A 13,057-nucleotide genomic window follows, 5' to 3' on the forward strand; every position below is an offset into this window, starting at 1 on the left:
AGCGCCACACGGGCGTTCTTAAAATCAGCAAAATTTCCGTTAAAACGTTTCGCATTCTCAGTCGTTACGAGTAGCAAATTTTGCGAAAATTGCGTATAATGAAATGCTAGACAGCCGATATCGGCAAACGGACGAAGGGGGGCAGTCACCCGCATGGTTTCCGCATTCAAGCCAACGTGGATGGTTACAAATATATACGATTTGACACCAGATCAGTTAAGAGCTCACGGGATTAAAGCCGTGATGACCGATCTGGATAACACCTTAATTGCTTGGAACAACCCTGATGGGACACCTGAATTACGGCATTGGCTAACGATGTTAGAAATGGCCGGCATTCAGGTCATTGTGGTGTCCAACAATAGCCGCGCGCGGGTGGACCGAGCCGTTGCACCTTTTAACTTACCTTATGTACACCGGGCGTTGAAACCTCTGACTTGGGGAATTCGCCGGGCACTTCACCGCTGGAATTTGCGGCGAGAGGAAGCCATTATGGTGGGTGATCAGCTCTTAACGGATGTTTGGTCTGCACATCGTAGTGGGGTCCGAAGTGTCCTGGTGAAGCCGATTTTGACATCGGACGCCTGGGTCACGAAGGGGAACCGCTTATTGGAAAAGGTCGTCATGTGGCGTTTGCGGCATGACTATCCAGAATTAACTTGGCAGGAGGATCTTAATGAACGAAAAACACACTGAACCCGTTTTAGTTGACGGTGAAGCTTTGCACTGTATTGGGTGTGGGGCGGAGATTCAAACAACGGACAAGACGGCACCGGGCTACACGCCCCAGTCGGCTTTAGAAAAGGGTATGGAAAAAGAGGAAGTCTATTGTCAACGGTGCTTCCGCTTGCGGCACTACAATGAAATTGTGCCCGTCGGTTTGACCGATGACGACTTTCTGAATTTATTGACCCAAATTCAAGACGCCAACGCGCTGATTGTCTACGTTGTGGACATCTTTGATTTCAACGGTAGTGTGATTCCTGGATTGCACCGGTTCGTGGGTGAGAACCCAATCTTACTGGTCGGCAACAAGGAAGATCTTTTGCCTAGCTCTTTGAAGCGCAGCAAGCTCAAAGACTGGATTCGGCAACGGGCCAACGAACAAGGCTTGCGGCCAATTGACGTGACCTTGTTGAGTGCCAAGACGAACCAGTCCGTGGACCAATTGTTGGAATTGATCAACAAGTACCGCGGCGATCGGGACGTTTACGTGGTTGGGGTGACCAACGTTGGGAAGTCCACGTTGATCAACCAAATTATTCGGCAAAATACCGGGGTCAAGGACCTGATTACCACGTCTCGTTTCCCTGGCACGACATTGGATAAGATTGAATTACCTTTGGATGATGACCACGTCTTGGTCGACACCCCTGGGATCATTCAGAACCAACAGATGGCACACTTCTTGGATGGTAAGGACCTCAAGCTTGTGGCGCCACAAAAGCAGATCAAACCCAAGACTTACCAGTTGAACGATCAACAGACGTTGTTCTTTGGTGGGATTGCGCGGTTTGACTACACCAACGGGCCGAAGAGTGGCTTCATTGCTTACTTTGAAAACAACTTATATATTCATCGGACTAAGCTGGAAAATGCGGATGACTTCTACACGCGCCAATTGGGGCAACTGTTGACGCCACCACAACCTGAAAATAAGGATGATTTTCCACCACTGGTTCCACATGAATTTAAAACAACTGTGAAGAGCGACCTGGTCTTTGAAGGCTTAGGTTGGATCACCGTTCCAGCCGGCGTCAATGTTACCGGTTGGGCACCTGCAGGCGTCGGCGTATTGGTCCGGCGCGCAATGATTTAGATAGATGGAGGAAAACAACGTGTTACGAGGGAAACAAAAGAGATATTTACGTGCTCACGCACACGCCATGCACCCCTTATTTTCTGTGGGTAAGAATGGCTTAACGTCGGCTTGGTTGGAACAATTGACCGGTGCCTTAGAAAATCGCGAATTAATCAAGATCAATCTCCAACAGAGTGCGGAAGCCACGGTTGAAGAAACCAAGAACTTTATCGAACAGGGAACGGACATTCAAGTCGTTCAAACGATCGGTCGGGTGCTGGTTCTTTACCGTCCCGCAACGAATGAAGAAAACCAAAGAATTTCATCAGTCGTTGAAAATATGTAGGAGGTCTGGCAGTCGTGGTAAAAATCTCAGAACAAACGAGTACGCAGGTGGCTACCCAGATGGCGGCAACCGCTAAGAAACGCCGAATTGGTATTCTTGGGGGGACGTTTAATCCGCCACATTTGGGTCACCTGGTAATTGCCGATCAAGTCGCCACGCAATTGGGACTTGATAAGGTTTTATTTATGCCCGATGCTGAACCGCCTCACGTTGATAAGAAGCTGGCGATTCCGGCCGCTGACCGCGTGGCAATGGTCAAAGCGGCAATCAAGGATAATCCTCGGTTCGATCTGGAGCTCACCGAGGTCCAACGCGGTGGGAAGAGTTATTCTTACGATACGATGTTACAGCTGACGCAGCAACATCCGGAAAATCAGTATTATTTTATCATTGGTGGTGACATGGTGGCTTATTTGCCGAAGTGGTACCGCATCAATGACCTGATTAAAATGGTGCAGTTCGTGGGTGTCTGCCGCCAAGGCTTCACTCGTGAATCACCGTATCCCGTACTGTGGGTGGACGTGCCAAGCATTGGCATCAGTTCAACCATGATTCGTGATCAAATCCGCCGGGGACAGTCGGTCCGTTACTTGGTACCGACCATGGTGGACCTCTATATAAAGGAGCATCTGTTATACCGTGACTGAGCTAACTTATAAAGAAAACATTTTTCCCGGCACGCGGCAGGAGCTGATTGACCGGATTTCAGACCAATTACGGCCAAAGCGATTCCAACACGTCTTGCGGGTTGAACAAACAGCCCTAGAACTGGCTGCTAAGAACGACGTTGACGCGGAGAAGGCCAGCATTGCTGGTTTGATTCACGATTACGCGAAGCAGCGGCCCGATGCCGACTTCATTGCCGCAATCAAGGCTTACCAATTGGATGCCGATTTGCTCAACTATGGCAATGCCATTTGGCACGGCCTCGTGGGTGCGGAGTTGATCAAGCGTGAGCTACACATTTACGATGAAGATATCTTAAATGCTGTGCGACACCACACGACTGGGGACGTCTATATGACGCCACTGGAACAAGTGGTCTACATGGCCGACTACCTGGAACCCGCACGGGACTTTCCAGGCGTCGATGAAGCTAGAAAGATTACGGCTAAAGATCTCGGGGCTGGTGTGGCCTATCAGGCGCAACACACCCTGCAGTATTTGGTCGAAAATGGCTTGCCTGTGTACCCCAAATCATTAGAAACTTACAATGCTTGGGTACCACGGTATCAGAAATAAAGCACCAAAATTCGAGAGGAGCAATTGCATGGATAGCAAACAAGTCTTAGAAATTGCAGTCAAGGCTGCAGAAAGCAAGCGGGCAGAAGATATGACCGCTTTAGATATGCGGAAGGTCAGCCTGATGGCCGACTACTTCCTGATTGTGGATGCCAACTCAAGTCGACAGGTCCAAGCCATCGTTGACGAGGTTGAAGACCAAGTTAGTGCCAATGGCGTTACCATCAAGGACGTTGAGGGTAAGAACAGTGCCAACTGGATTTTGATCGACTTAGGCGACGTGATCGTCCACGTCTTCCAGAAGGAACAACGGAGTCACTACAACTTGGAAAAGCTGTGGTCCGATGCCCCTGAAGTTGATTTGACCGAGTGGGTAGAGGCTGAAGCATGATCTATCAGTCCTTTGCTGAGCTTTACGACGAATTGTTCGATCCAGCCATGTACGACCAGTGGCTGGATTTTGTCGCCCAACGTGTCAGTCCCGCAGACGGCGAGTTACTCGACCTGGCCTGTGGGAGTGGTCGTTTAGGGGTCTTATTGGCCCAGCGTGGCTACCAAGTTAGTGGGTTGGATCTCTCTGAGGAAATGTTGGCGCTGGCCGCTAAGCACGCTCAGGAGGCTGACGTGACTATGCCACTCATGGCGGGTGACATGCTCGACCTGACGATGATCGGGGAATACCAGACGGTGACTTGTTTTGCGGATTCCTTCTGTTATTTACCGGATCTGGACGCTGTTACGGCGGCCTTCCGGCAGGTCCACGACCACTTAACGGTGGGCGGTAAGTTCTTGTTTGATGTGATTACGCCACACCAAACGGATGACGTTTATCCGGGCTACATGTATAATTACGTCGATGACACGCGGGCCTTTATCTGGACCAGCTATGGTATCGAAGACGAAGAACACGCGGCCGAACACGATCTGACCTTCTTTACGCAGAATGAAGAGACCGGTGACTACCATAAGGTTACGGAATTGCACCATGAGCGGACGTATGTGTTACCTGACTATCAGGCAGCGTTGAAGGCCGCTGGGTTAACGGTGCAACGGGTCAGTGCTGACTTTGGCAATGCCGAAGTTGCGGCAGATACCACGCGTTGGTTCTTCGAGGTAACACGGGAGGCGTAGGCATGGCGTTACAAGCTGTGGGCATCATTGCGGAATATAATCCATTTCATAACGGCCACGCCTACCAGGTGGCACAAGCCAGAAAAATGACTGGGGCCGACGTTGTGGTTGCGGCGATGAGCGGCAACTGGGTTCAGCGCGGAGAGCCCGCACTCATGGACAAGTGGCAACGCGCACAGGCCGCCATTGCGGGTGGCGTGGATCTCGTGGTTGAACTTCCCACGGCAAGTGCCGTCCAACCGGCACATCTGTTTGCGAGCGGTGGGGTTAGCCTGTTGGCAGCCATGGACTGTCGCTGGCTGGTCTTTGGCAGTGAGCATCCCGAGATGGACTATGACCAATTGATGGCGCATTTGCCCAGTGACCCGGCCACGTTTAAACGTTTTGATCAGACCTATGCGTCCTTGTTTCAAGGCTATCTACGCGAGCAAACGGGGATTACCCTGAATGCCGCTAATGATATTCTAGGGTTCTTCTATGCGCTGGCAAATCGTCGGCAAGGGAATCCGTTGGAATTGTTAGCGTTGGCGCGCAAGGGGAGTCAGCATAATGATCAAACGATTGCGGCGACCAGTGCTTTTGCCAGTGCTACATCGATTCGTTCGGCGGCGCTCACGGGTGACTGGGACGCGGTTGCGGCCGTGGTGCCGGCAACGACCCTCGCAATACTGAAAGATGCGCAGTTGACCAGTTGGGAAGACTTCTGGCCCAATCTACGATATCAGTTGGTGAGTGGGGACGTGGCCGATTTGCGGCAAGTGTACCAGATCACCGAGGGTGTTGAGTATCGACTGAAACGCGCCGCGCTACCGAGTGCCACGTTTGCGGAATTCATGCACGCGGTGAAGACCAAGCGTTACACTTACACGCGGTTACAACGGCAGTCGGCTTACTTGCTGGGGCAGATGAAGCCCGCTGAGATGGACCCACAGCCGCAGTATCTACGGGTGCTGGGCTATTCAGCAGCGGGACAGCGGTACCTGCATCAGATCAAGAAGCAGGTGAACCTGCCACTGATTAGTCGGGCTGATCGTGATTGGCAGCACGGTCCCGGTGAACTGGATGATCGGCTGGGTGCGCTACGGACGTTAATCACGGGGATTCCCCAAGATTATGGCCGAATTCCGGTAAAAATAACGCTTTTAGAGTGACTATCAAGGAAATTACCTTGACATCACATTTTTTGACAGGTATAATTTATCACGTTGCATTGGAGGAATTGCGATGAAATGGTCGTTGACCGAATTGCGAAAGAATCACCGAAACGATCCGTTGATGTTCGATGAAACCTTGGATTTAAAGGCGGACTTAATCGAACGTTACGGTAACGATGTGTTAGATGTCGGTCCCGTCCACGCTAAGGGCTTAGCGTCCGTTGTGGAAGGTGGCGACGTTGTGATTGTCGCACAGGTAACGGCGGACTTAACAGTGCCGTCAAGCCGGTCATTAGCACCGGTCGATTTACCTGTTAGTTTCAAAATGACGGAATTTTATGTTTCTGACCCGACCGCAACGCAACGGTTTGAGAAGACCGATGTTGTGATGGTGGTCACCGATGACCAGATTGATTTAGACAAGGCCGTCGGGGATAACATTATTTTACAGATTCCGATGCACATTCTTTCTGACGCTGAACAACAAGGCGAAGCGATGCCCACTGGTAAAGATTGGGAAGTCGTTTCCGAAGAGAACCTTGAAGCAGTTGAGAAGGAAAATCAATCAGTTGATCCACGTCTTGCAAAGTTAAAGGATTTCTTCCCTGATCAGGATGATCAATAATCCTCTTTGTAAGCCTTAAAAATTTTTTCACTAGTGGATATAATTTTATTTGAAGGAGGTGTTTTCTTTGGCTGTACCAGCACGGAAAACGTCTAAGACGAAAAAAGCTATGCGTCGTGGTCACATCAAGTTAACCACGCCTAATTTAACTGCTTGCCCTAACTGTGGTGAATTACGTAAGTCACACATGGTTTGCCCAAGTTGCGGTTTCTACGATGGCCGTCAGGTCGTTGCAACGAAGACTGCAAGTAACAACTAATTCAATTTAGGAAGAAACTCCCATGAAGTCCGCGGCTTCTGGGAGTTTTTTTGCGCATTCAACGGTGGTTTGCTTTGCGCAGAGTCAGTGAAAAAAGGTATAATAACGACACTAACGTAAATTTGAGGAGTGAAATTTTGGCAATTAAATTAATCGCGACCGACTTAAACGGGACGCTACTGCACAATGACCAGACTTTCAACCAGTCTCTGTTCCGGGAGACCCTGCAGGCTTTGGGTCAACGAGGAGTTCGGCTGGTGCTATCCTCTGGCAACCAGTTTACTCATTTGGAAAAGTTATTTCACGACGTCATGGCCGATAATCTGGCCATTGTAGCCGAGAACGGGGCCTCCATCTACTTACAAGGAAAGCAGGTCTTCGACGGCAGTCTGAGTGCTGAAGACTTACACCACTTTGTGACCGTTGATCGTCATCAGGACTTTCTGAAGTCCGCCTATGTTATTCTGGTGGGACAACAGGGCTCTTACACAGAAACGGGGGCACCGCAGGTATTGATCGATGCCGCCGAGAAATTTTACGACAATCTCCATCAGGTCGCTGATCTGAGCACCGTCGAAGATCGGATCAAGAAGATAAGTATTTCCACGGCACCTGGGGAAGCAACCAAGCTGGTGGCTGACCTGAATGCCTACTTCGATGGCAAGCTACAGGCCCACGACAGTGGTTACGGTGTGGTTGACGTGGTTGCTGCCAATGTTGGCAAGCTGCCAGCTGTACAGTGGTTGGCCGACCGCTGGCATGTGACCGCTGACGAGATCATGGCTTTTGGCGATGGTGCTAATGATGTGCCACTGCTGCAATTTGCCAAGCAAAGTTGGGCCATGTGTAATGCCCCAGTTAGCGTTCAGGATACGGCTACCCGCGTGACTAGTGTGGATAATGAGCACGATGGTGTATTAACGACGATTCAATCAGCATTGATGGTGATGTAGTTAGGGTCATAGAACTAGCGGAGGGTAGTAATGGACAACTTTTTCTTTGATTTTGACAACACGTTAGCCGATTCTAGCAATGTCGCCGTGCTGGCGACGCAGCGGGCATACACGGCAAAGGGATTGGCGATGCCCACACGTGAGGCCATTGTCGGCTACATGGGGGTGCCGATTGAGGTGTCTTTTGCGAAGATGGCGACGGTCAGTCTGGACGATGCCGCGCTGGAAGACTTGTTTACCGAATTTCGCAAGCAGTATCAACGTGCGGAGACGACTGGAATTACCTTGTTTGATGGGATGGCGGCCACCATTGCTGAGCTCAATCAGCGGGGGAAACGTCTGTACGTGGTCTCCAGTAAAAACTCGGTACCTCTGCAGAGAAACCTCAATCAGGTTGGCCTGGGCCAGTCGTTTGCGGCCATCAGTGGGTCCGATATGGTGGCACACTACAAGCCGGCACCGGATGGCGTGGTCAACCTGTTACAGCGGTTTGATTTAGATGCTGCCCACAGCGTGATGATCGGGGATGCCAAGTATGACATCCGAATGGGCCACAACGCGGGTGTCGCGACGGCCGGCGCAATGTGGGGCGCAGCTGACCCGATGGCTGTTAAAGCTGAAAAACCGACGTATCTCTTGGATACGCCGGCGGAATTACTTAATTTGTAAGAGGGTGGCGTTTAAGCTGTAATGGCTTGAACGCTTTTTTTATTACCATACTTTTGGTGGGTTACGCAGGAGTCGGTGGCTTTGGCTGGTGTAGCTTGGAGTCTTGTAATTGAATTCTAATAGGCAAAATATTAGCTAATCAAACCGCAGTCCGATAACATCAAAGATTAAAATATAATGATGCTTATAATTGTGGCTGTCAATTTTAACCGGCTAGCCGGTTATTTCTGACCGAGCTTACAAGTTTCTCTAGAGTTTTACGTATAAGGCGGCTAAACTGGTACTAATTGAATCGCAAACAAAGGAGAAATTAAGGCATGGGGAAACGACGGTTGCTGCTGGTGGTCATGTTGGTCGGACTGATTGGACTCGTGCGGTGGGGGATGCCGCAGAATTTTGGTTTTTCAATGATGCGTGTGAATCGTGTGGTCCATCAGTTGGAGACGCGGCTACCAGATGGGCAGGACCAGGCGGGAACTCCGGTTGAGAAGATTGCTGCGGAGCACCCGCTACACAGGACATATTACTATCACTTCGCCGGTAGCGTGCCGGTCAACGTGCGCCCCATATTTGAGGAGGCCGTGACGGTCTATAACAAGACGGGCCTGGTTAAGCTGATTGCTGGTAAACCACAGCAAAAGCAAAATGGGATTACATTCTTCACGTACCATAAGGAAACTTCGACGCAGCCTAATTTTCTAGAGTTGGGCGAGGGTGGCCCCGAGATTCGGCGTTACGTGGGCTTGGGGAGCTATACGATTAATCGGGCACGAGCTGGCCTAAATTTGGCGCATCCTGAAGCCGGCATTCGCCCTTCAGTGGCAATCCATGAGCTGGGTCACGCAATCGGCTTGGAACACAGTAAAAGTCGGCAATCCATCATGTATCCGTTGGATCAGGGGCACGAACGACTGTCGGCCGCCGATCGAAAGACGTTGCGGGTGCTGTATGCGCAGAACGGGTGAGTCTGTGCTTATTAAAAAACTAAGCAGAAAGCCTGCGATTTTAATCGCGAGATGATTGCAATAATTTAATAATCCTTTTCAAATATCAACATTGATAATACAAGCATATGCTAAACATATGTAAGCATTTGTTAATCTCTTGAGAGCACATCGTGATATAATATCTATCAAATAGGAGGCGATTATTGTGGCGACTTCACAGATAGGAATTAGACTGGATGATAAGGAAAAGCATGAATTTGAGCAGAATGCAAAGGCAATTGGAATTACAACCTCATCTGCAATAAAGATGTTTATTGCAAAGTTTAATCACGACAAAGGGTTTAGCTATCCGGTGACGGCTAAGGAAAGCATTGAGACAAGAAAATTACCTGAAGAAGTCGAGAAAGCAATGGTTATTGCTAAGGCTGAGGAGCTAGGACTTTTAGAAGATACAAGCGAAAAGGTCGCTAACGTTCAGGAATTACGTAATCGTTGGGTTCAGTGATGGTATATGAAATTCGGCTTGAAAAATCATTTATTAAAAGAATGGATAACATGGCTAAGCTATTCAATCTGGAAAATGCAGAGGCTCAAGAAGTCAGAGAAATAATTGTTGATGCGATTGGATTGCTTTCACTTGGAATGTCTTTGCCTGAGGATTATGCTGATCACAAGTTAGAACGAGAACCTTGGTATAACTATCATGAGTTTCATATTCTAGATGATCTTTTGGTCGTGTATTACAGAATTGATAAGAAGCAACGTATTAGAATGGTTACAATCACAAACCATGAAGAACTTGCATCTGGGAAATTACAAAACTAATTGTGGATAGGTGAGAATTCAGATGACGAATCCTCACCTATTTTTTTATGAATCAAGTCCGTTATATGGATCAATTACTGATAAGATGTGAGAGATTGGGTTAGGGGATGCTGATAAGAAGATGGGCGCTCCAGTTATGAAAAAAATAATATTTGCCAGCGAATTTTCGCATTTTTATCAGGTTTAATTCTCGTGAGCAAACTCAACCGAACAATCCTCAAAGTCTGGTATACTTGGTTCCGGTAATTAACGCGGCTATGAACACTTGTGGCCTGCAAGTAGTTGCCAAATGACGCAAAATCCGACCGGCGAAGAACCGACAGACCTTGGTCGATTGAATGGTGGGTCAGTCAAATTTCGAAGAAGAATCGGCTTTTTCATAAATTGGACCGTATCAATTTACAAAAAGGTTGACTTTTCGACAAAATTTAGTATGATGAAGAAGTACAAAATTAACCTCTAATGATTTCTGTTAATTGTTTAGAAGGATGTTATTCAACGAAGGAGTGTAAAATTCATGGCAGTAGATTACGATTCCAAGTCATACTTGGAAAAGGTTGACGCCTGGTGGCGTGCTACAACGTATCTTTCCGGTGGTATGATTTTCCTGAAGGACAACCCATTGTTCTCAGTTACCAACACACCAATCAAAAAAGACGACGTTAAGGTTAAGCCTATCGGACACTGGGGTACTATCTCAGGACAAACTTTCCTGTATGCCCACGCTAACCGTCTGATCAACAAGTACGGCTTGAACATGTTCTATATCGGTGGTCCCGGTCATGGTGGCCAAGTTATGGTAACCAACGCGTACTTAGACGGTACCTACACTGAAGATTACCCTGAAATTACTCAGGACCTCGAAGGTATGGCACGTCTGTACAAGCGGTTCTCATTCCCAGGTGGGATTGGTTCTCACATGACTGCACAAACACCTGGTTCTCTTCACGAAGGTGGAGAACTTGGTTACTCTCTGTCCCATGCTACTGGTGCCGTATTAGACAACCCAGACCAAATTGCATTTACTGTAGTTGGTGATGGTGAAGTTGAAACCGGCCCTGCCATGACTGCATGGAACTCCATCAAGTTCTTGAACCCTAAGAACGATGGTGCCGTATTACCTATCCTTGACGTAAACGGCTTCAAGATTTCCAACCCTACTATCTTCTCACGGATGAGCGACGACAAGATCGCCAAGTTCTTCGAAGGTTTAGGTTGGTCTCCTCGCTTCCTCGAAAACGACGATATCCATGATTACATGACTTACCACGAAAAAGCTGCTAAGTTATTTGACCAAGCTATCGCTGACATCAAGCAAATCCAAAAAGACGCCCGTGAAAACGGCAAGTACGAAGACGGTGAAGTTGCCGCTTGGCCTGTTGTTATTGCACGCTTACCAAAGGGTTGGGGTGGTCCACAAAAGAACCCAGCCGGCGAACCAATTGAAAACTCATTCCGTGCTCACCAAGTTCCGCTTGGCTTGAGCCAAAACAACTTCGACGAATTACCAGAATTTGAAGACTGGATGAACTCATACAAGCCAGCCGAATTATTCAATACTGATGGTTCATTGAAGGCAGAAGTTGCCGACTTTGCACCTAAGGGTGACAAGCGGATGGCTTCTAACCCAGTTGCTAACGGTGGCCGTGCGCGTGGCGAAAAGCCTGAAACGCTTGACTTACCTAACTGGAAAGACTTCGCTAACGACATCAACGAAGATAACCGTGGGACGAACTTGCCAGATGGCAACCGGAACATGGATATGAACGTTCTGTCAACCTTCTTTGCTGGCGTTGCCACTAAGAACCCAACGTCATTCCGGATCTTCGGACCTGACGAAACGATGTCTAACCGTCTCTGGGAAATGTTCAAGATTACGAACCGTCAATGGATGAGTAAGGTCAAGGAACCAAATGACCAATACGAAGCTCCAGAAGGCCGTATCTTGGATGCCCAATTATCAGAACACCAAGCTGAAGGTTGGCTTGAAGGTTACACCTTAACTGGTCGTACCGGTGTGTTCACGTCTTACGAATCATTCTTGCGGGTTGTCGACTCAATGACGACGCAACACTTCAAGTGGATCCGTCAAGCTGCTGCTGAACCATGGCGTAATGATTACCCATCATTGAACCTGGTTTCAACTTCAACTGTATTCCAACAAGACCATAACGGTTACACCCACCAAGATCCAGGTATGTTGACTCACTTGTCCGAAAAGAAGTCTGACTTCATTCGCCAATACCTGCCAGCAGATGCTAACTCACTCTTGGCTGTATTTGACCGGGCCTTCACTGACCGTCAAAAGTTGAACCATATCGTTGCTTCTAAGCAACCACGTCAACAATGGTTCTCTGTTGCCGAAGCTGAAGAATTAGCTACTAAGGGTCTTAAGACTATCGACTGGGCTTCCACTGTTGCCGAAGGCGAAGATGCTGATATCGTCTTTGCTTCTGCCGGTGTTGAACCAACCATCGAAACTCTTGCTGCTCTTAGCTTGGTTAACAATGCATTCCCATCTGTTAAGATGCGTTACGTCAACGTTGTTGAATTGGAACGTCTTCAAAAGAAGAACGGCCCTCTGAACGACGAACGTGCATTGAGCGATGCTGAATTCACGTCATTCTTCGGCGAATCTGGTACGCCAGTTCTGTTTGGCTTCCACGGTTACGAAGACTTGATCGAATCATTCTTCTACGAACGTCAACACTTAGGCTTACACGTTCATGGTTACCGTGAAGATGGTGATATCACGACTGCTTACGACATGCGTGTATACTCCGAATTAGACCGGTTCCACCAAGCTAAGGATGCTGTTAACACGTTAGTTGCTAACGGTGTTGTTGACAAGGCTGCTGCTGCAGACTTCGACAAGAAGATGGATGACATCTTAGCTAAGCACATGAAGATCACTCGTGACGAAGGTCATGATATCGAAGAATTCACTAAGTGGCAATGGGCCCCATTGAAGAAGTAATTTCTTCAATCTGAATTTTTCAAAAGAGGATTACTCCCAATTGGGGGTGATCCTCTTTTTGTAAACGATGGTAGCGATGGGAACGTCACGATACGTGAAAACGGCGTAAGCACCTAATAACTGACCGT

At 48.4% G+C, this 13,057-nt stretch carries 16 protein-coding genes; all 16 read left to right on the top strand.

What is annotated here, in order from left to right; translation table 11 throughout:
• Positions 1-153 precede the first annotated feature (153 nt).
• On the top strand, positions 154-696 hold the full coding sequence (locus tag FD07_RS09570; protein WP_020090100.1) for a YqeG family HAD IIIA-type phosphatase: 543 nt from the start codon (positions 154-156) through the stop codon (positions 694-696).
• Positions 677-1,819 (top strand): ribosome biogenesis GTPase YqeH, encoded by a 1,143-nt coding sequence (gene yqeH, locus FD07_RS09575; protein ID WP_020090099.1) that lies wholly within the window; start codon positions 677-679, stop codon positions 1,817-1,819. The genes FD07_RS09570 and yqeH overlap by 20 nt, the downstream gene beginning before the upstream one ends.
• A 4-nt stretch (positions 1,820-1,823) precedes the next feature.
• On the top strand, positions 1,824-2,147 hold the full coding sequence (yhbY, locus tag FD07_RS09580) for a ribosome assembly RNA-binding protein YhbY (protein WP_033388970.1): 324 nt from the start codon (positions 1,824-1,826) through the stop codon (positions 2,145-2,147).
• Positions 2,148-2,161: 14 nt separating this feature from the next.
• Positions 2,162-2,794 carry a nicotinate-nucleotide adenylyltransferase gene (locus FD07_RS09585; RefSeq protein ID WP_020090097.1) on the top strand — a complete coding sequence of 211 codons (633 nt, stop codon included), beginning with the start codon at positions 2,162-2,164 and terminating at the stop codon, positions 2,792-2,794.
• Positions 2,787-3,389 (top strand): bis(5'-nucleosyl)-tetraphosphatase (symmetrical) YqeK, encoded by a 603-nt coding sequence (gene yqeK / locus FD07_RS09590; protein ID WP_020090096.1) that lies wholly within the window; start codon positions 2,787-2,789, stop codon positions 3,387-3,389. The genes FD07_RS09585 and yqeK overlap by 8 nt, the downstream gene beginning before the upstream one ends.
• A gap of 28 nt (positions 3,390-3,417) precedes the next feature.
• Positions 3,418-3,780, top strand: coding sequence for a ribosome silencing factor (rsfS, locus tag FD07_RS09595; protein WP_020090095.1), 363 nt, complete (start codon positions 3,418-3,420; stop codon positions 3,778-3,780).
• A complete protein-coding gene (locus FD07_RS09600; protein WP_020090094.1) occupies positions 3,777-4,520 on the top strand; it encodes a class I SAM-dependent DNA methyltransferase in 744 nt (247 codons plus the stop codon). Before rsfS ends, FD07_RS09600 begins: the two co-directional genes overlap by 4 nt.
• Before the next feature lie 2 nt (positions 4,521-4,522).
• Positions 4,523-5,671, top strand: coding sequence for a nucleotidyltransferase (locus FD07_RS09605; RefSeq protein ID WP_020090093.1), 1,149 nt, complete (start codon positions 4,523-4,525; stop codon positions 5,669-5,671).
• A 73-nt stretch (positions 5,672-5,744) separates the two neighbouring features.
• Positions 5,745-6,299 carry a YceD family protein gene (locus FD07_RS09610; RefSeq protein ID WP_020090092.1) on the top strand — a complete coding sequence of 185 codons (555 nt, stop codon included), beginning with the start codon at positions 5,745-5,747 and terminating at the stop codon, positions 6,297-6,299.
• A 67-nt stretch (positions 6,300-6,366) separates the two neighbouring features.
• A complete protein-coding gene (gene rpmF / locus FD07_RS09615) occupies positions 6,367-6,558 on the top strand; it encodes a 50S ribosomal protein L32 (protein WP_020090091.1) in 192 nt (63 codons plus the stop codon).
• A 137-nt stretch (positions 6,559-6,695) separates the two neighbouring features.
• On the top strand, positions 6,696-7,511 hold the full coding sequence (locus FD07_RS09620; protein WP_020090090.1) for a Cof-type HAD-IIB family hydrolase: 816 nt from the start codon (positions 6,696-6,698) through the stop codon (positions 7,509-7,511).
• Positions 7,512-7,541: 30 nt separating this feature from the next.
• Positions 7,542-8,180: an HAD family hydrolase gene (locus FD07_RS09625; protein ID WP_020090089.1), complete on the top strand. Its 639-nt coding sequence runs from the start codon at positions 7,542-7,544 to the stop codon at positions 8,178-8,180.
• A 317-nt stretch (positions 8,181-8,497) separates the two neighbouring features.
• A complete protein-coding gene (locus FD07_RS09630) occupies positions 8,498-9,145 on the top strand; it encodes a matrixin family metalloprotease (RefSeq protein WP_020090088.1) in 648 nt (215 codons plus the stop codon).
• A 187-nt stretch (positions 9,146-9,332) separates the two neighbouring features.
• Positions 9,333-9,632, top strand: coding sequence for a type II toxin-antitoxin system RelB/DinJ family antitoxin (locus tag FD07_RS09635; protein WP_020090087.1), 300 nt, complete (start codon positions 9,333-9,335; stop codon positions 9,630-9,632).
• Positions 9,629-9,952, top strand: a complete 324-nt coding sequence (locus FD07_RS09640; protein ID WP_235804796.1) for a type II toxin-antitoxin system mRNA interferase toxin, RelE/StbE family — start codon at positions 9,629-9,631, stop codon at positions 9,950-9,952. The genes FD07_RS09635 and FD07_RS09640 overlap by 4 nt, the downstream gene beginning before the upstream one ends.
• A 517-nt stretch (positions 9,953-10,469) precedes the next feature.
• Entirely contained in the window at positions 10,470-12,929 is a 2,460-nt protein-coding gene (locus FD07_RS09645) for a phosphoketolase family protein (RefSeq protein ID WP_020090085.1), read from the top strand.
• Positions 12,930-13,057 lie beyond the last annotated feature (128 nt).

The sequence above is a fragment of the Levilactobacillus parabrevis ATCC 53295 genome (assembly GCF_001434055.1).
In the GTDB taxonomy this organism is placed as follows: Bacteria; Bacillota; Bacilli; order Lactobacillales; family Lactobacillaceae; genus Levilactobacillus; species Levilactobacillus parabrevis.

What these genes read in the sequence shown, in the direction of transcription:
- FD07_RS09570 (WP_020090100.1), top strand. Translation starts at nt 154, where the DNA reads ATGGTTTCCGCATTCAAGCCAACGTGGATGGTTACAAATATATACGAT.
- yqeH (WP_020090099.1), top strand. Translation starts at nt 677, where the DNA reads ATGAACGAAAAACACACTGAACCCGTTTTAGTTGACGGTGAAGCTTTG.
- yhbY (WP_033388970.1), top strand. Translation starts at nt 1,824, where the DNA reads ATGGAGGAAAACAACGTGTTACGAGGGAAACAAAAGAGATATTTACGT.
- rsfS (WP_020090095.1), top strand. Translation starts at nt 3,418, where the DNA reads ATGGATAGCAAACAAGTCTTAGAAATTGCAGTCAAGGCTGCAGAAAGC.
- FD07_RS09600 (WP_020090094.1), top strand. Translation starts at nt 3,777, where the DNA reads ATGATCTATCAGTCCTTTGCTGAGCTTTACGACGAATTGTTCGATCCA.
- FD07_RS09605 (WP_020090093.1), top strand. Translation starts at nt 4,523, where the DNA reads ATGGCGTTACAAGCTGTGGGCATCATTGCGGAATATAATCCATTTCAT.
- FD07_RS09610 (WP_020090092.1), top strand. Translation starts at nt 5,745, where the DNA reads ATGAAATGGTCGTTGACCGAATTGCGAAAGAATCACCGAAACGATCCG.
- FD07_RS09625 (WP_020090089.1), top strand. Translation starts at nt 7,542, where the DNA reads ATGGACAACTTTTTCTTTGATTTTGACAACACGTTAGCCGATTCTAGC.
- FD07_RS09630 (WP_020090088.1), top strand. Translation starts at nt 8,498, where the DNA reads ATGGGGAAACGACGGTTGCTGCTGGTGGTCATGTTGGTCGGACTGATT.
- FD07_RS09645 (WP_020090085.1), top strand. Translation starts at nt 10,470, where the DNA reads ATGGCAGTAGATTACGATTCCAAGTCATACTTGGAAAAGGTTGACGCC.